The organism is Chryseobacterium sp. MP_3.2 (assembly GCF_035984805.1).
Classification (GTDB): Bacteria; Bacteroidota; Bacteroidia; order Flavobacteriales; family Weeksellaceae; genus Kaistella.
Genome location: NZ_JAXCHW010000006.1, coordinates 57,604 through 76,207 on the forward strand (window position 1 = coordinate 57,604; position 18,604 = coordinate 76,207).

Here is an 18,604-nt window from a genome sequence, read left to right on the forward strand (position 1 = left end):
ATTAGGATTTAGAGGTTGAAATAATTTTTGAAAGCATCAATTGAATGGCTTTTAAATCATGAAAAACTTCTTCATTAGGAGAAGTTAAAAGTTTAGAATGTTTGCATAGAAGTAACCAATATTCTACTTCATCAGCTTCCTTTGCCGAAATTTTCATTTTATGAATAAAATCTGCTTTACTTTCCGCATTTTGGCTTTCTCTTACATTTTCGCCAATCAAAGTGCCTGATTTAAAAATTTGATTGGCTCAGGAAAATCTCTTCTGCTCAAAAAATATTTCAGAAAATTCGATAATCTGCAACGCAAAATTAAAGGTCTTATTAACGATTATATTCTCCTTAACATTTCTCATCATTCTCAAAATTTCAAATTACCACATTTTCAAATTATTTACTTGCCTTTATATTCCGGTGTTCGTTTTTCTAAAAAAGCAGAAACTCCTTCCCTGAAATCCTCAGATTCCGCAGCTTCCTGTTGCAGAATTCCCTCGATATCTAATTGCTGTGTCAGTGTATTATCATACGATTCATTGAAGGCTTTTTTGGTCAAAGAAATTGCTTTTGTAGGTAAATTAGAGATTAACGTCATTACTTCCATTGACTTTTCTATAAAATTTTCGTCTTCGAAAACATCCGCAATCAGTCCTAAATTTTTAGATTCTGTAGCCGAAATTTTCTTTCCCGTAAACGCTAAATAATTTGCTTGCTGTCTGCCTAAAAGTTTCGGCAACCAATACGTTCCACCTGTATCCGGAATCAAACCAATATTCACAAAAGCCTGAGAAAAATAAGAAGATTCCGTCGCCAAAGTAAAATCACAGATCAAAGCCAACATCGCTCCAGCTCCTACCGCAGGACCGTTCACCAAAGAAATTATGGGTTTTCTAGCATTTGCAATTTCTTTCACCAATGGATTATAATAATCGATGACCATTCTTTGAATAACACGCTCTTCTTCTGGATCTGAAAATGACATTGCATCTTTCAGATTTTGTCCAGAACAGAAAGCTTTTCCACGACCTGAAATGGCGAGACAACGAACATTTTCATCTTGACTACCTTCATGAATGAAAGTTCGAAGTTCTGTGAGTAAGGTTTTATTTAAGCTGTTGTAAGTTCTCTCATCATTGAGATAAGCGATTTGCAGTTTTCCTTCAAGATGAGTTTCTATTTCGAGTTGGGTATACATGTGTCGATGTGTTAATTTATTGATTTGATGATGTGGTAATTTGAGTACCGTAATGATAGGATTCTAACAAAGATAAATTTTTAAATATATTTAAAATAATGCTTCGAATAATGCTACTTAAATCATCACATCAATTAATGACATTTAAAATAATCGAAGGGTTCTAAACAGTCATTACATTGATAACTCGCTTTGCACAGCGTAGAACCGAAACGGCTGATCTGTTTAGTATTTTGGGAATTGCATCTTGGACATTTTTTTGGAACGTTCAAATGATCTTCGTGGTTTCCTTTTTCTGGTGGCGTAATTCCGTAAACGCGCAGTTTTTCCCTCGCTTCATCGGTAATCCAGTCGGTGGTCCAAATGGGAGAGATTTTAGTAATGACTTTAGCCGATATTCCTTTTTCTATAAAAAGTTTAATGATGTCTTCTTCGATATTAAACATTGCGGGACAAGCCGAATAAGTTGGTGTAATGATGATTTCCGCTTCATTGTCAGAAATCATTTTAGCTTCCCGAACAATGCCAAGTTCCACGATATTGATCACAGGAATTTCTGGATCTGGAATTTGAGAAAGGAGTTCGAATAAGTTGTTTTCTATTTTAACCACTGAATTTATTTTTTTTAACCACAAAAGTCACAAAAGATTATCGTGAATTTTATATTCTTGAAGAGTTCACAAAAGCGCATATAAAATAATCTTGCAACTATCAACTATCAACTATCAATTTAGCTTACCACGCGCAATTCGGATACGTTCGCTGCATAAACTGAAGTTCACATAAAATAAATCCAAAATATTCTGTGTGATAACCTGTTCTGGATCCTTTTTGCATAAAGTCACTTTCGGGGATTTCTATGCCGAAATTTTGAAAATCTTCACGAACTGCATTTTTCCAAAGTTCCTGAAGTTCTTTTCCAGTTGGAACAACATCCAATTTCGCCAGATCTTCTTCTCCCGGAGTTTCTGCAAACATTCCACCTGTGTATTCCCACAAATTTTCCACCGCATTTTTCACGCGTGTTTTACTTTCTTCCGTTCCACCTGCAAACATTTTGATCCAGGTTGAAGTATGCGTATAATGGTATTTTACTTCTTTTAGAGATTTTTCCGCAATCGCAGAAAGTTGTTCATCGCTGCTTTTCATTAATTCGCTGTAAAGAATTTTTTGATAAACAGAAAAGAAATAAACCTTCAAAATCGTGTTCGCATAATCACCATTTGGAAGTTCTGCTAACTGACAATTCAGATATTCTTTTTCCAAACGCAGAAAAGCCAAATCGTCTTCTGTTTTCCCAAGATCCTGAAGTTGAGCGGCGTATTTGTAAAAATTATTGGACTGTCCGAGATAATCAAGCGCGATGTTTGTTAAGGCGATATCTTCTTCCAGATAAGGACCTTGTCCGCACAATTCGCCCAACCTTTGACCAAAAATCAAAGTATCATCGGCTAATTTTAAAGTATAATTAAAAAGTGGATTCATTTATTTTAAAGATTAAAGATTAAAGAGTCAAGAAGCAAGATTGTTAGTCTTGATTCTTAGTTCTTGAATCTTGATTCTAAGAATTTACATATTTTTCACATCATTCGGGATTTCGTAAAAAGTCGGATGGCGATAGAGCTTATCATCTGCCGGATCGAAAAAAGCTTCTTTATCAATACCCTCAGAAGTCACCAAATATTTACTTGGAACCACCCAAATTGAAGTTCCTTCCATTCTTCTGGTATAAACGTCACGTGCGCTTTGAAGTGCCATTTCAGCGGTTGCAGCTTGTACCGTTCCTGCGTGTTTATGGGAAAGTCCCGGTTTTGTCTGGATAAAAACTTCCCATACATCTAAGTTGCTCATTGATCTAAAATTTATGGTTTAAAGATAAAGATTTTTAATGAATTCCGTACCGTTCAAATGACTGCCAATACTTATCCTTATAGATGTCAAACGTCATTTCGTAGTCAGGATATTTCTGAACAGTTTCTGCCAGAACTTTTGAAATCTTTCGGAAGTCTTTGCTGACGAAATATATTTCTCTAATATTATCGGCTGTTTCCCGACCCAAATTTAAGTTTCCTGTGTCAGAATTTAATTGGAGCATCATTTCGTCCTCGATTGTATTCAACATTTCGTAATCTTCATCATCGGGAAAACCATTGGTTTCATCACCATGATATTTAATTCTTAAAACAGAAATCCAGGGATGAGAAGCTTTCTGGTTCCATTTCAATAAATCGACATTGACAGTAGCGAGCATGGGAAAGCCATTTTCTAAAGTTCCTTCTAGTAATGAGTAGGAATCTTCAGTGGTTTCAATTTTTGCAGCTTCGTATTTTTCGGTAAATTCTCTTTCTCGCCAGCTCAAAAAATCTTTAAGCTTCTCAATTGGAATTAATTCTTTATCAGCCTCATTTTTACCGGCAATTCTAAAGTTGTCGATCTGAGTAACGAAATTGAGTTCACCCAAATAATTATCGATGAACAGATAAGTTCCGTTGATAATTTCGTTTTCGTTTTCATCATTCAGGTCCTCATGAACGAATACTAAATCTATTTCATCAGGATAATTGTCGTCGCCATTAGAGTAGAAATAAATATTTTCTTTGCTGAAAATATAGTCATCCATTCTAATTTCCACATCTTTTATATTTAATTCAGGTTTGAGTGCTGTAAATTTCCAGTTTTCTAAATTCGGTGCAGACTGAATTAGTTCTTCTGCATAAACGATATCTTTAATGTTTCTATCAACGGTCACAATGAGTTCGGCTGTAGATTCATCACGCATTCCGGCTAGTAAGAAGAAATGTTCATTCAACTCTTTCATTTTGAATAAAGTTACATCTAGAAAATTTTCTTCCACATCATCTTCATCTTTCAATACATTGAAAAATTCTTTTTCCTTGGTTGTAAACCAGTTCCAAAATTCTTGATAAGAGGAATTATTCTGTTCAATTTTTTCTGTCATAAAGTTTGTTTTTCTCCGTCAATATAAACAGCTTCCGCTTTTAGACTTCCCTGTCGATAAAGAACATTTTGAAAATGATCTGTTTTATAGGTGACGAAATCTGCTTTCTTTCCTTTTTCTAGAGTTCCGCGGTCTGTAAAACTCAAAGCAAAAGCCGACCGGAAAGTAATTCCCGCCAAAACTTCTGCGGTTGATAATTTTTCAAAAGTCGCCAGAATACTTGCTTGCGTAATTAAATTTCCCATCGGTGCAGAACCTGGATTCCAATCGGAGGCGATGGCTAAAATTCCACCTGCGTCTAAAATTTTTCGGGCTGGCGTAAATTTCTCTCCCAAACCTAAACTCGCGCCCGGAAGTGCAGTAGCGACCGTTTCAGATTGTGCTAAAAATTCTATATCTTCATCAATAGTTGCTTCTAAATGATCGGCTGATTTTGCGCCAACTTCTACCGCGATTCTCGAACTTCCGGAAGTGAATTGATCAGCGTGAACCGTAATTTCAAAGCCTAAATCTTTCGCTTTTAGTAAAAATTCTTTGCTTTCTTGCGGTAAAAAAGCTGATTTCTCAATAAAAATATCGACGCGTTTTGCGAGGTTTTCTGCTTTTACTTTGGGTAAAATCTCCTCTAAAATATATTGTAAATAATCCTGCGCACTTCCTTCAAAATCTCGTGGTTTTAAATGTGCCGAAAGACAAGTCGGAACTAAAGTAGCTTTCGTTAAAGTTTGTGCTTTTTTAATGACGCGCAACATTTTTAATTCATTCTCAACATCTAAACCGTAACCGGATTTGATCTCAATCGTCGTAATTCCTAATGAAATCAAGAAGTTGATTCTTTCTAAAGTCGTTTTTAGTAATTCTTCTTCGCTTGCAGATCTTGTGTGTTGAACAGAACTCCAAATTCCGCCGCCACTTTCTGCGATTTCTAAATAAGTTTTTCCCGCATTTCGCATCGCAAAATCATTGGCACGATTTCCACCAAAACAAATATGCGTGTGAGAATCTACGAAAGCCGGCAAACAGATTTGTTCACCTTCTACATTTTCGATTTCAATCTCTGGAAACTCGTCTTTCAATCTCTGGAAATCACCTGCACTTTCAATTTTTTCATCTTTAATTAAAAGTCCACCATCTTCTAAAATTTCAAGTTGATCATCTGAAAGTTTCCCACGCAAAGGAAGATTTACAAGCGTAACAATTTGTTTGTAAGGACCGATTAATTTCATAGAGGTAAAATTAAGGTTAAAACTCTAATCAGCCAAGAATTGACCTTATTAGAAAAGGAAATTTAATGAGATAATTACTCATTTTTTAATTGATTTGAAATGAAAATCCGGTACTGAGAAAATAATTTGAGCTCATCTCCTTTAAAGTGCTTCCCGTGGAAAAATTAAGCTGGATTCGGTCTGAAAGAAGATAGTTCGCTCCCAATTCTAAATTATGATCGGGTAAGTTTGAACTGTTGTAATTACCATGGTATTCTGTAAACAGAAACCATTTTTCTCGTAAAGAAATTTGCATACCTAAAGAAAAATACAGAAAATTTTCCATTTCTTTCAATTGATAACCTGTGGTAGAAAAGGCGGAAAAATGATCTCCAAAGTTTTTGGTGGAAGCCAATAAAAATGAATACTCTTTAAGATTGAAAGACGTAATTCCAATAAGTGTTAAAGCTGGAACTTGAGTTTTCTCCTCGACTAAATTATATTTTGTTGAAATACCGTAGGAGCTATCCTGCTGATTTTGGAAATCCTGATGCGTTTCCACAAGAAACTCCCAGCGTTTCGATAATCCGAATCTTATAAGATGGTCAGAAGAAAAAGCTTGATTATTTGGTTCGTACGTTAAGGTATTTTCCAATACCACACTGCCCTTATCTACGATATCACTTCCGGTTCCTTCGCCGGGACGACCAGGAGTGATTTGCGATAGATATAGCAGTGGAAAGAGCAATAAAATAAAGCTTATTTTCATAATCAATAAATATATTTCATTTTCTGTAAATAAAAAATATTTCGAAGCCAACTTTTAAAGTTTACCTCGAAATATATTATCTTTGGATGATTTCAAAAAAAAAATGCCAGATTTCTTACACCCCGATCAAGAAAATTTCTCCGACGAGGAATTGATTTTAGAAGAAAAAATTCGTCCTCAGAGTTTTCAGGATTTTGCGGGACAACGCAAAACTTTAGATAATTTAGAAGTTTTTGTCGCAGCTGCGAAAAATCGTGGTGGAGCGCTCGATCACGTCCTTTTACACGGTCCTCCAGGGTTGGGAAAAACGACTTTAGCACATATTATCGCGAATGAATTGGGAGTTGGCTGCAAAATAACTTCAGGTCCAGTTCTGGATAAGCCTGGAAGTTTGGCCGGATTGCTCACGAATTTAGAAGAAAATGATGTTCTTTTTATCGATGAAATTCATCGGCTTTCTCCAATTGTAGAAGAATATTTATATTCCGCGATGGAAGATTATAAAATTGACATCATGCTGGAAAGCGGACCCAATGCGAGAAGCGTACAGATTGGTTTGAATCCTTTCACTTTGGTTGGAGCTACTACTAGAAGCGGAATGTTAACCAAACCAATGTTGGCAAGATTTGGAATTCAGTCGCGGCTGGAATATTACACGATTGAACTTTTATCCATGATTATCGAAAGAAGTGCAAGAGTTTTAGATGTTAAAATCTACGAAGATGCCGCTTTGGAAATCGCGAGAAGAAGTCGAGGAACACCTAGAATTGCAAACGCGCTTTTGAGAAGAGTTCGTGATTTTGCGGAGATTAAAGGAAATGGTGAAATCGAAATTAATATTACGAAATACGCTCTGAACTCTTTAAATGTAGATGAATTCGGGCTTGATGATATGGACAATCGAATTATGCGCGTGATGATCGAGAATTTCCGGGGGAAACCGGTGGGAATTTCTGCCTTGGCAACTTCAATTGGAGAAAATCCGGAAACATTGGAAGAGGTCTATGAACCATTTTTAATTCAGGAAGGTTTTATTATTCGAACGCCGAGAGGACGAGAAGTGACGGAAAAAGCGTATAAACATTTGAATATTTCGATTCCGAGAAGACCAGATGAGCTCTTCTAAAGATTAACCGTCAAATTGCATTAATGTTGTAAATGCAATGGGCGCAAAGAAATTTAATATATTTGTCTTTATTCGATCGCAAAGGCGTTTCACTTAGCCAAGACCTAGGAAAGTACTTTAAATTTTTAAATGATTGAAATATGAATGAGAATGAAATTTCAAAAGTTGTATTTGAATCGGGTTTGAAAATTCATCGTAAACTTGGAATTGGTCTATACGAAGCAGTTTATGAAGAATGTTTGGTTGATGAATTAAAGAGAAACGGTTTAATGGTTGAATAGCAAAAAGATATTTCGATTGAATATGAAGAATTGATTATTGATAATGCTTTTAGAGTTGACTTATTAATTGAAGATAAAGTAATGATAGAGATTAAAGCGGTTCCTGAAATTAATAGTTATCTTACTTATCAAGTTTTAAATTATTTAAGAATTACAGGATTTAAACTGGGAATGCTTTTAAACTTTCACTCTTTATTGTTTAAAGATGGCGTTAAAAGAATTGTAATTCATTTATAAAAGAGTACTCCTTCGCTGACTGAAACTCCTTTGGCGTTCTTAAAAGTTAAAGTGCAATTAAAAAGACTTTGCGGATCATTGCGTTAAAAGTATATCAAGATAAAAAATTAAAATTTTATGAAATTATATCCAATCCAGTGCGGAAAATTTAAATTAGATGGTGGTGCAATGTTTGGTGTAGTGCCGAAAACACTTTGGCAACGCACAAATCCAGCAGATGAAAATAATTTAATAGAATTAGGAACGCGGTCACTTTTGGTGGAAGATGGTAAAAAACTAATTCTCATCGATTGTGGTTTGGGAAATAAGCAGGACGATAAATTCTTCGGTCATTATTCACTTTGGGGCGATGATACTTTGGACAAAAACCTGAAAAAATATGGTTTCGTGAAAGAAGATATTACAGATGTTTTCTTGACGCATCTACATTTTGACCATTGTGGCGGAGCGATTGAGTGGAATGATGACCGAACAGGTTACAGACCGGCTTTTAAAAACGCAAATTTCTGGACGAATGAAGAACATTGGAAATGGGCAACGGAACCAAATCCGCGTGAAAAAGCAAGTTTTTTGAAAGAGAATATTCTGCCGATGCAAGAAAGTGGACAATTGAATTTTTTGCCAACTCCGCAAAACGGGAATTACGGTTTCGCGCCAGATTTAAAGATGGATGTTATTTTTGTTGATGGACACACGGAAAAGCAAATGCTTCCGGTGATTCAATATCAAGAAAAAACCATCGTTTTTGCAGCGGATTTAATTGCAACTTCTGGACATATTCCCCCGGTCTATGTGATGGGTTATGATACTCGACCACTTTTGACCATGGAAGAAAAAGCGAAATTTTTGAAGCAGTGTGTTGATAATGACTACCTTTTGTTTTTCGAACATGATTCGCACAACGAATTGGCTAGTTTGAAAATGACGGAAAAAGGAATTCGTTTGGATGAAACTTTCAGCATGAACGAAGTTTTTGGTTATTAAGAGTAGAAAAATTAAAATAAAGTTATGATAGAGGAAGAAGCGGAACCTGAACCCAGGGAAAACGCAAAAATTATTGGAGTGACCGGCGGCATTGGCTCTGGAAAGTCAACCGTATCGAAATTCATCGAAGAAGCAGGTTTTCCTGTTTACTATTCCGATGTTCGTGCAAAAACCATCGTGAACGACGATGCAGAACTTCAGGAAAAAATAAAGAAACTCTTAGGCGAAAATGCCTACGATGAAAATGGATTTTACAACCGCAGATATGTGGGAGAAATTATTTTTAAAGACGAACAGCTGCGTTTACAGCTTAATGCATTAATTCATCCGGCCGTAAAAATCCATTTTAAAAACTGGGTAGCTGAGCAAACATCGGAATTTGTATTTAAAGAAACGGCCCTTTTATTTGAATTAAAATTAAATGAAAGCTGCTTCAAATCACTATTGATTACCGCTGATGATAATGCCAGACTGAAAAGAGTGATGGATCGCGATCAGAAAACTTACCGAGAAGTTGAAGCCATCATGGATAAACAGATGGCGGAAAAAGAGAAAATTAAGTATGCAGATTTTGTCATCTACAACAATGCAGGTTTAGATGAATTAAAGCGGGAAACGGAAAAAGTTTTGGCAAATTTAAAAGTGATTTCGTAATAGGAAAATATTTTATGTGGAGTCCTAAAAAAACCTGAATCTAGCACGATTCAGGTTTTTTTATGAGATTTTATTCTCTGTTTTTAACCAGCACCCACCCACTGTATTGCGTGATTGTTTCGGCGCCATTTTCTTTCCATTTTATGACATACCAGTAAGTTCCTGTACTCACAATCCGTCCGAAAGCGCTTCCATCCCAAGTGTATCTATTATTTTGAGCACCTGTGAAAACTTTTTTTCCATACCGATCAAAAATTTCTAAAAACGCTTCTTCTTTTGTGAGCAAACCTGAATAGTCCAGTTTGTCATTAAATCCATCATTATTCGGTGTGATAGCATTAAAAATTTGAATGACATTAATTTCTGTGGTGACAGCGGTACAATTATCTGCAGAAATAACGGAGATAAGATGATCACCATTCAGAACATTTAAAAATAGATTAGATGTTTGGTACGGTCCATAATCAATAGAGTATTGTAAAGGCGGATTTCCACCAGAGGCATTTACGGTAACCGTGCTTCCTTTTATGTCTACAGAATTAATCATCGGCAATTCAACCGCACTTACAGAAATGTTTTGTCGATAAGAACATCCGTCAAAACTTAAATCTACATAATATTCTCCAACTGAAACTTGAATATTTGAGGTGGTTTCCCCGGTGCTCCAAAGATATTGGTCAAATCCAACACCTGCATCTAAAATAACGGTTCCTTCGGGACAAATGCTGATGGTATTTAAAGTCGTAGATTTTTTCGGGATCTTTATTGTCAAATTTAAAGTACCGATGACATCACAAATATTGGCTTTTTTGAATCTTAAATAATAAGTTCCAACATTAAAAATGGTCACTGAACTGGCAATTGGGTTGCTTCCATTTTGAGCTTCGGTTAAAGTAGTGAAGTAAGTTACAGAAACTGCTGTATCAGTGGTGAAGAGGGATTTGTAAACCGCTAAATCCACGATTTTAATTCCATCAAAATCGTCATCACATACCGCAGCATTTTCAGTTGGAGCGATTAAGGTCAATTTATTTCCAATTTTGAAATCGATGGTTTTAAACTCTACGGGACAATACGCCGAAGTTGCTCTCACATAAATAGTAGTAGAGGCATTGTAAGTGAAATTAGCCAAATCAGTAATCTCATTTTGGAAAGCACTATCTCGGAAATATTGAACTTTAAATCCTGCGAAATTTGGTAAAATTACTGGAGTTACATTGGTTAGATTTACGGTAATAATTCCATCAAAATTATCATCACAAATGATTGGATTGTACGCAGCAATTGTCCAATTTGGTTTTGGAGCTTCCAAAATGGTAATATCTTTCGTGAATACACAACCCGATGAATTGGTAAAGGAAACCGTATAAATTCCTGCATTTAGAGTTGCAGTCTGCGAAGTTGAAACTGTAGTGGTACCTTTTTTCCAAAGGAACGCGGTGTATGCAGAACCTGCATCGAGCTTGGTAGAAGTTCCTATGCAAACCGTGTAAGAATCTAGAAGTGCAGATGGAGTAGAGGCTTTAAAGGAAATATTTAAAGTTCCAATAATATCGCAGTAGCCAGCTTTCGTAAATCTGTAATAGAAAGTTTGATCTCCGTTGATGGTTTGTGTCGCGCTAATAGTGGGTATATTATTTTGCGCATTTGCTAAGGTTGTAAAATATTGAACGGTAGCTGCAGCATCTGCGGAGAATAAATTTCTGTACGTAGCCAATGAGATATTTTCTGACCCAGATATATCATCATCACAAACGGTCTGATTTGCCACAGACGCAATCAAAGAAAGGTTTGGTCCAAATTTAAAATTAATCATTCCAGTTATAAAAGAACAAACCGGCGAATCTACTCGTACGTAAATGATTGTATCAGTAGTGTATGAAAAGTTATTGGGTAAATTATTGTTACCACCTGCATTGGCAAAAGCTTGCGAAGAATAATACCGAACAGTAAACAAAGCAGCATTTGGTAAAATTGCGGGAGTCACATTTAATAAGTTAATCTCCATGATTCCATCAAAATTATCATCACAGTTGGTGGCGTTGTAAGCGGCAATATTTAAAATTGGTTTTGGGGAATCTACCACAGACACATTTTGACGGTAGACACACCCAGAAGCATTGGTTAAATCCACAAAATAATTTCCAACTCCTACGTTTATAGTTGTGCTAGTGGCACCATTGCTCCAAAGAACATTCGTATAGCCAGCCCCTACATTTAGAGTGGTGGTACTTCCCTCGCAAATTGTGATGGTTAGAGGCAACATCGCAGAGGGAGTTCCTTTGCTTAAAATGATATTTAAAGTTCCGATCTCATTACAAAATCCTGGAACATTCAATCGGTAATAGAAAGTTTTATTTACGGTAATTGTTTGTGCCGCAGAAATTGTCGGTGTGTTATTTTGTGCGGCAATTAGAGTGTCAAAGTATGTTGCAGTAGTTCCTGTTGCAGTACTGAACAAAGGAATATAATCCGCAAGATTAATATTTTCAGAATTATTTTCCAGCAAATCACAAACATCTTTAGAAGCAATAAGCGTAATTAAAGTTGCATTTGCGCCAATTTTTAAGATCACTTCTTTAATGACAGGTGGACAAGTATCTGGAGAATCTACTCTGATCCAAACCGAAGTATCTCCTGTAAAAACAAAATTCCCAGTGAAAGCATCTGAAGGCAAACCAGAAATTGCTTTTGCCTGAGTGGGGAAATATCTTGTTGTAAAATTAGTTGGATTTTGAATAATGGTAGGAGTAATTGTGGTTAAATCTACTTTGTAATTTCCGTCAATAATTCCATCAATTTCTTCATCGCAATGTGTTAAAGTGTAAAGCGCAGGATTTACAATTGGCGGCACTTTTATTTTCAATTCGATGGTTGCAGTGGTAGAACATCCGAAAGTATTGGACATTTGTACATAAACAAATCCTGGAGCAGAAACATAATTTGCTAATTGAGCTACGGGAATTTGATTCGTATAACCAGTGTCGCTAAAATATTTTTTAATAACCGTGATATCTGGAGTAATTGCCGCTGAAGTTAAATCATAAGTTGCAGTACTTGTTGCAGAACAACTGTTTAGAACTACATCATATTTTACAATCTGATTGAGATTAATGGTCGCTTGCACGGTTTCGCAATCTGGAATAGAAGGATCATTTCCACAAAATGAAAATTTGAAAGTGTCTGTTCCTGTAGCATTCGGAAATGCGGTATATTTTATGGTGCCATCTGCTGCGACGGTCGCTGTGCCTTTTGAAGGTGGCGTATCAATTTTGATGGTTGGGATATTTACCGTTTGCGTACTCAAGGCAAAAACCGGCGTGATATCTTGGGTGCTACAAGTGTTGTAATTATAATTGGTAAAGGTGGTACAATTGTAAAATTTAAAGTCTTTTGTCTGAATTTCTGGACAAGATCCTTGTTTCACTTTTACTGCATAAATCCCGGCTTGAGTAGGGCTGTATTCGAAAGTATTATTAATCCCGGGCGCTGGAACATAGGTGGCGCCTACTTTTAGCAACCATTCATAGGAATCAAATCCGGCGGTAACTTCTAGTTTTACGCCGGGTAAACAATCACCATCTGTCTTTAAAATTAATGGGATAGAAGAGAAACCCGCAAAATATCCGCCGTAACCTACGGCATCATTTCCCGCAGATATTCCCGCGGTCACTGCATTTGAAGAAAAAACCGCAATATTTCCTGTAATATTTGAGACATTATAAGTGACCCAATTGGTATTGCCTAAAACATCGAACGGTCCATTATTTACATTTAAAGGTAGAGGAATGCCATTTCTAACAACATTTACTACAGCACCTCTTTCTGTAATGATATTTAATTTGGTTGGTACAGTTAAACTATAAGAAACTCCATTAGAAGTATATTCATTCTCGTCAATCCTACCAATTTCATCAATTTTTTTTGGGAGATAACAGTTTAAGGGTGGTATATAATTAAAACCGCCCGTTGCTTCTTCTGTACCTGTAGAAGAATTTGCTCCTGCTAATAATTGGTATACATAAACGTTTTTGGTAGCGCGGATAAACATATTAAAATGTCCTGCTCCTTGTCCAATATATGCAGTATTTGTGGTGAGGTAGTATTGTCCTGCATTTAGGGTTACAACTGGAGCTGTTCCATCATTGATGTAAATTTCGGTGTTATTTTCAGTAGCCAAAATCAGGCCTTTTTCCATGTTAAGCGTCTGGTTTCCATTGCCTTTCATCAAAACGAATTCTTGTCCCAATTTATCAATGGGAACACCTTGGTCCATCAATATGTCCGAGGAGTTACTAAAACTACCTGCGTACTGACCATTAAAATTCCCATTGGCAATAACAACTGGTTTGTCTGAAACAATTTTCGCCCCAATGTATGCCGTAAAATTAGCTGTATTGTTACCTCTACCATCTACAATATAAGATTGACCTTTGTTTAAAGTAAAGGTAATTTGAGTTCTTGGTGTAAAATCCGAAAAAGAAACTCCTGCACCAAACTCAGAAATGGTTACACTGGTGTTATCTTCTGTCGCCATTACACTGTTCATAAAATTTAAAATCCCATTGGTCACAGTTATTGGAGCCATAACTGCGCGAAATTCCGTTCCTAATGCCGCAGTACCCTTTGAGGTTTGAATTTCACCGTGATTGGTAATAGAAAATCTTAAACTTGCAAAAAATGGTCTTGCTCCCTTTAAATAGAATCCCATAGCAATCGGACGAAATAAATCGGATTGATTCGTCGTAATAATTCTACCTCTTTGTGCAGATGGTATCGAATATTTTACTGGATTATTTTTACTAATGGTAACGGTGCCAACAATTGCATTATTGAAATAAACTTCTACCGCAAATGGAACAGCTTCATTTGTCGACATGTAAATCGACTGATAAGTATTTGTGTTGTTTACCCGATCAACCATAGGTGCAAACCAATGTTCCCGATCAAGTTGCGCGTAGGAAGTGAAAGAAAAAAGGAGAAATAAAATAAGGAGAATTTTTTTCATAAGTATCTGTGCAAATCCCTGCAAATGTATAATATTCTTAACGAAAAGTGATCTTAATTAACAATATAGAATTAAAATATCAACAATTTTAGAAGATATATAAATGACCAGTTTTTGATTCTTCGGATATCATTAAAAATAGTAGTCTTATCGAGTTGGGACGTTCTCTTCAGAAATTTTAATTGCGTTATTTTGCAGCAGAAGAATTTTATCATGAAAAAGATATTTGCAATCCTTAATCTCCTCTTATTTTTTTGGGCATTCAGCCAAACAGATACCGCGCAAGTCATTGTTCCAAATCGGGAAAATGCGGCAGATGTGTTTTCCAAACCATATGTGATCTTAATCTCAGCGGATGGTTTTCGGGCAGATTATATGGACAAATATCAATCCCAAAATCTTTTGAAAATGGCAGAAAGTGGAGTTGTGGCGAAAGCTTTAATTCCTAGTTTCCCTACCATTACTTTCCCCAATCACTGGAGTTTGATTACAGGACTATACCCGGCTCATCATGGATTGATTGATAATTATTTTTATGATTATCAAAAGAAAAAAATCTACGCGATGAGTAATAAGGAAGCAGCAGAAGATGGAAGTTGGTACGGCGGAACACCGCTTTGGAGTTTAGCCGAAAAGCAGGGATTGCTTTCTGCGTCGATGATGTGGGTGGGTTCTGCAAGTGATGCAGGCGGAATAAGACCAACGTATTATTACCACTACCACGAAAAATTTAGTCCCGAGGAGAAAGTAAATAAAGTAATTGATTGGTTACATCTTCCAGAAAAAGTGCGTCCTCATTTTATCACTTTATATTTTCCAGAAGTGGATGGAAGCGGTCATCGGTTTGGACCAGATTCAAAGGAAACGGAAACTGCAGTGCGTTTAGTTGATGATGCCATTGGTTCACTGGTTAAAAAGGTAAAAGATTTAGGTTTAGAAGATGTAAATTTGGTCTTCGTCTCTGATCACGGAATGATTAAAGTGGATACAGAAAGGCCTTTGGAAATTCCCAAAATTCTTTTTAATAAAGAACGTTTTGATTTCTATAATGCGCAGACTTTATTGCGGGTCGTGGTAAAAAATCCTGCGGAAGTGAAATCGGTTTACAAAGAGTTAAAGAAAAATAGAACTGCTGATTATGACGTTATTCTCACCAAAAGATTCCCAAGGAAACTTAATTTTGCGCAGCGAAACGATCGGTTTGGCAGAATTGGACAAATTGTTTTGGTTCCAAACGCACCCAAAATATTTTTAGAAAAAGGCAAGAAAACTTCTCACGGAAAGCATGGTTACAGCCCCTACAAGGTTTCTGAAATGAAAGCGGTTTTTGTAGCTTCTGGTCCCGCCTTTAAATCGAATAAAAAAATTGGAGAATTTAAAAATGTTAATATTTTCCCGATTGTAGCAGAAATTTTAGACCTAAAAATAACCGATGACATTGACGGTAAAACAAATACTGCCAATCAAATTTTGGTAAAATAAAAAATCCGGAAGAAATTAATCAACCGGATTTATATCGTTTTTGAAATATTTTAATCCTTCAAAGATTGCATATCGATTACAAATCGGTATCTCACATCGCTTTTCAGCATTCTTTCATATGCGGTATTTATGTCTTGCATTTTGATCATTTCAATTTCTGGTAAAATATTGTGCTCGCCGCAAAAATCAAGCATTTCTTGAGTTTCTTTAATCCCACCAATCACAGATCCGGCCACTGTTCTTCTACCCAAAATCATTGTCGGTGTAGCTAATCCATCTTCCATTTTTCCAATGTATCCTACCAAAACTAAGGTTCCATTAATATTTAAAGTAGAAACGTACGGATTAATATCGTGGTCATAAGGAACGGTATCTATAATCAGATCAAAAGTTCCTTGCACCGCTTCCATCTCATTATCATAGGTGGAAATCACCACTTTGTGTGCGCCTAAATCTAAGGCATCTTGAATTTTATCTGGACTTCTAGAGAATAAAGTGACTTCTGCACCTAAGCCTTTTGCCAATTTAATCGCCATGTGGCCTAATCCGCCCAAACCAACAACAGCTACTTTGCTGCCTTCTTTTACATTCCAATGCTTTAGTGGAGACCACGTGGTAATTCCGGCACATAATAAGGGAGCAACTGCTTTTAAATCTAAATTTTCTGGAATGCTCAAGACAAATTTTTCATCGACCACCACTTTTTCAGAATAGCCCCCGAAAGTCTGTTGATTCAAATATTTATCTTCCCCATTGTAGGTTCCGGTAAATCCATTGAGGCAATATTGTTCTAAATCTTGCTTGCAACTTGCACACTCTTGACAAGAATCTACCAAACAGCCAACTCCCGCAAGATCACCTACTTTAAATTTAGTGACATCTTCGCCTACTTTTGTTATTCTTCCTACAATTTCGTGACCGGGAACTGAGGGATATCTCGTTCCACCCCAATCATTTCTAGCGGTATGTAAATCACTGTGACAAACGCCGCAGTATAGAATGTCTATTTCTATATCAAAGGGTTTAACCTCCCGTCTGTCAATCTGCATTTCTACTAATTCTGCTTCTTTAGAGGCAGCTCCATATGCTTTAACATTAAATGAGCTCATATAATTTATATTTTTTGATACACAAAGGTAATCGCTTGCTTTCCTAATTAATGTTAAGGAAATAATAAATAAAACAATTAATCTTCGGGAACCCACACGGAAACATTTCCTGCCGGAACGGGGAATTGTCCCAAACCTTTTTCATTAATTATTACCTTTTCTGGATACCATCCTAGAAAATCATAAAAACTTCTACCTGCATATTGAATGCCCATTTCCATGGGCTTCACAGAAGAATCTTTATTGCTCAGAACTACAGCACATCCTGCATGTTCTTCATTTCCTAATCTGGTCCACCCTAAACTAGTGGCATCATCAAAGTAATCATGTTGTTCCCCGTAAGCGAACATTTGTCGCGCTTTTAGGAGCTCTTCAATTTTTTCTACTTTGTCTAAAAATATTTCTTGATCATTTCCCGCTTGGTCTTTATCTGTATAATGTGCCCCGAACAAATCTGGATAGAAAATGCAGGGATAACCTTCTTGTCTCAAAAGAATTAAGGCATAAGCCAAAGGTTTGAACCATTTTTCTACCGGGGCTTCTAAATCCTGCAAGGGTTGCGTATCATGATTATCAACTAAAGTAACGGAAAGCAGAGGATTGGTCTGCGTCAAAGTATCATCGAAAATTGTTCGTAAATCGAAATCTGCGCCAGCTAAAGATGCTTCATGAAATTGATGATGTAGTGAAGAATCAAACAAACTCATCGAGCCTTCCGTGGCGTCAATGTATTTCTGTAAAAGCGGCAAATCTCCTGGTGCCCAATATTCTCCCACCGCGAAAATATTTTTCCCTGTATTAGCGCGTAAAGTGTGTAGCCATTCCTGGTAAAATTCTGGTGACTGATGTTTTACAGCATCTAAACGAACCCCATCAAAATGGATTTGATCATGGTACCATTTTCCCCAAGCGTTTAACTCTTCGCGAACAAATGGACTTCTATGTTCAATGTCATTGTACATGAGATAATCATAATTGCCTTTTTCACCGGCAATCATTTTATCCCATCCATCGCCGTGATCATTTACGATTTGATAAATTCCTTCTTCTTGATCTTTAGCAAAATCGACCCCAGAAAAACATTGAAAATTCCATTTGAAAGCAGAATATTTTTCTCCTCTGCCGGGGAAGGTAAATTTGGTGTAGGATTCAATTTCGAAAGGGTCTGAAATATTTTGTTGACGGTTTTCTGGATCTACTTTTACGGCGTGAAATTTTTCCGTTTCATCACCGCCAGCTTTATGGTTGAGCACGATATCTGCGATGACGGAAATTCCATTTTCTTGCAAGGTTTTGCAAGCTTCTAGCAGTTGAGTTTTGCTTCCGTATTTGGTATTGACGGTTCCTTTTTGGTCAAATTCTCCTAAGTCAAATAAATCGTAAGGATCATAACCTACGGAAAATCCGCCACCTGCACTCTTATAAGAAGGTGGAAACCAAACCGCAGTAATTCCCAAATCTTTTAAATAAGGAGCGGCGTTTTTCGCGTCGTCATATAATTTTGAATCTCCCTCGGAATACCAATGGAAGTACTGAATCATGGTTGGGTTCATGGCTAATTAATTTTGATTTGCTTAGCAAAAATCATCCCATAAACTCTCT

General features: G+C 36.5%; 15 protein-coding genes and 1 pseudogene. 5 read left to right on the forward strand and 11 right to left on the reverse strand.

Annotation, left to right across the window (positions count from 1 at the left end; genetic code table 11):
* Window position 1: 1 nt before the first annotated feature.
* The 8 genes from RCH13_RS09075 to RCH13_RS09110 all read right to left on the reverse strand — a co-directional run bounded on the left by RCH13_RS09075 (window position 2) and on the right by RCH13_RS09110 (window position 6,121).
* A complete protein-coding gene (locus tag RCH13_RS09075; RefSeq protein WP_326987052.1) occupies window positions 2-238 on the reverse strand; it encodes a four helix bundle protein in 237 nt (78 codons plus the stop codon).
* A 152-nt stretch (window positions 239-390) separates the two neighbouring features.
* On the reverse strand, window positions 391-1,188 hold the full coding sequence (locus tag RCH13_RS09080; RefSeq protein ID WP_326986922.1) for an enoyl-CoA hydratase/isomerase family protein: 798 nt from the start codon (window positions 1,186-1,188) through the stop codon (window positions 391-393).
* Window positions 1,189-1,322: 134 nt separating this feature from the next.
* Window positions 1,323-1,790 (reverse strand): 1,2-phenylacetyl-CoA epoxidase subunit PaaD, encoded by a 468-nt coding sequence (gene paaD, locus RCH13_RS09085; RefSeq protein ID WP_326987053.1) that lies wholly within the window; start codon window positions 1,788-1,790, stop codon window positions 1,323-1,325.
* Window positions 1,791-1,923: 133 nt separating this feature from the next.
* Window positions 1,924-2,673, reverse strand: coding sequence for a 1,2-phenylacetyl-CoA epoxidase subunit PaaC (gene paaC, locus RCH13_RS09090; protein WP_326986923.1), 750 nt, complete (start codon window positions 2,671-2,673; stop codon window positions 1,924-1,926).
* A gap of 84 nt (window positions 2,674-2,757) precedes the next feature.
* Entirely contained in the window at window positions 2,758-3,039 is a 282-nt protein-coding gene (gene paaB / locus RCH13_RS09095) for a 1,2-phenylacetyl-CoA epoxidase subunit PaaB (RefSeq protein ID WP_326986924.1), read from the reverse strand.
* Between the two features lie 34 nt (window positions 3,040-3,073).
* Window positions 3,074-4,147, reverse strand: coding sequence for a DUF695 domain-containing protein (locus tag RCH13_RS09100; protein WP_326986925.1), 1,074 nt, complete (start codon window positions 4,145-4,147; stop codon window positions 3,074-3,076).
* Window positions 4,144-5,373 carry an imidazolonepropionase gene (gene hutI / locus RCH13_RS09105; protein ID WP_326986926.1) on the reverse strand — a complete coding sequence of 410 codons (1,230 nt, stop codon included), beginning with the start codon at window positions 5,371-5,373 and terminating at the stop codon, window positions 4,144-4,146. Before hutI ends, RCH13_RS09100 begins: the two co-directional genes overlap by 4 nt.
* 85 nt (window positions 5,374-5,458) lie before the next feature.
* The gene (locus tag RCH13_RS09110; protein WP_326986927.1) at window positions 5,459-6,121 is read right to left on the reverse strand and encodes a hypothetical protein; all 663 of its coding nucleotides are present in this window, start codon (window positions 6,119-6,121) and stop codon (window positions 5,459-5,461) included.
* A 103-nt stretch (window positions 6,122-6,224) separates the two neighbouring features.
* Between RCH13_RS09110 and ruvB the strand changes: the two genes are divergently transcribed.
* The 4 genes and pseudogenes from ruvB to coaE all read left to right on the forward strand — a co-directional run bounded on the left by ruvB (window position 6,225) and on the right by coaE (window position 9,403).
* On the forward strand, window positions 6,225-7,247 hold the full coding sequence (ruvB, locus tag RCH13_RS09115) for a Holliday junction branch migration DNA helicase RuvB (RefSeq protein ID WP_326986928.1): 1,023 nt from the start codon (window positions 6,225-6,227) through the stop codon (window positions 7,245-7,247).
* 140 nt (window positions 7,248-7,387) lie between these two features.
* Window positions 7,388-7,765, forward strand: a pseudogene (locus RCH13_RS09120) (GxxExxY protein).
* A gap of 117 nt (window positions 7,766-7,882) precedes the next feature.
* Window positions 7,883-8,749, forward strand: coding sequence for an MBL fold metallo-hydrolase (locus RCH13_RS09125; protein WP_326986929.1), 867 nt, complete (start codon window positions 7,883-7,885; stop codon window positions 8,747-8,749).
* Window positions 8,750-8,773: 24 nt separating this feature from the next.
* Window positions 8,774-9,403 (forward strand): dephospho-CoA kinase, encoded by a 630-nt coding sequence (gene coaE / locus RCH13_RS09130; RefSeq protein WP_326986930.1) that lies wholly within the window; start codon window positions 8,774-8,776, stop codon window positions 9,401-9,403.
* Between the two features lie 70 nt (window positions 9,404-9,473).
* On the opposite strand, the gene RCH13_RS09135 is transcribed toward coaE, so the two are convergent.
* Complete coding sequence (locus tag RCH13_RS09135) at window positions 9,474-14,411, reverse strand: gliding motility-associated C-terminal domain-containing protein (protein WP_326986931.1); 4,938 nt, start codon at window positions 14,409-14,411, stop codon at window positions 9,474-9,476.
* A 213-nt stretch (window positions 14,412-14,624) separates the two neighbouring features.
* Here RCH13_RS09135 and RCH13_RS09140 point away from each other — a divergent pair, with 213 nt between their 5' ends.
* On the forward strand, window positions 14,625-15,893 hold the full coding sequence (locus RCH13_RS09140; RefSeq protein WP_326986932.1) for an alkaline phosphatase family protein: 1,269 nt from the start codon (window positions 14,625-14,627) through the stop codon (window positions 15,891-15,893).
* Window positions 15,894-15,943: 50 nt separating this feature from the next.
* On the opposite strand, the gene RCH13_RS09145 is transcribed toward RCH13_RS09140, so the two are convergent.
* Together RCH13_RS09145 and RCH13_RS09150 are read right to left on the reverse strand one after the other, a co-directional pair.
* On the reverse strand, window positions 15,944-17,002 hold the full coding sequence (locus RCH13_RS09145; protein ID WP_326986933.1) for an NAD(P)-dependent alcohol dehydrogenase: 1,059 nt from the start codon (window positions 17,000-17,002) through the stop codon (window positions 15,944-15,946).
* A 77-nt stretch (window positions 17,003-17,079) separates the two neighbouring features.
* The gene (locus RCH13_RS09150) at window positions 17,080-18,555 is read right to left on the reverse strand and encodes an alpha-amylase (protein WP_326986934.1); all 1,476 of its coding nucleotides are present in this window, start codon (window positions 18,553-18,555) and stop codon (window positions 17,080-17,082) included.
* Window positions 18,556-18,604: the final 49 nt, after the last annotated feature.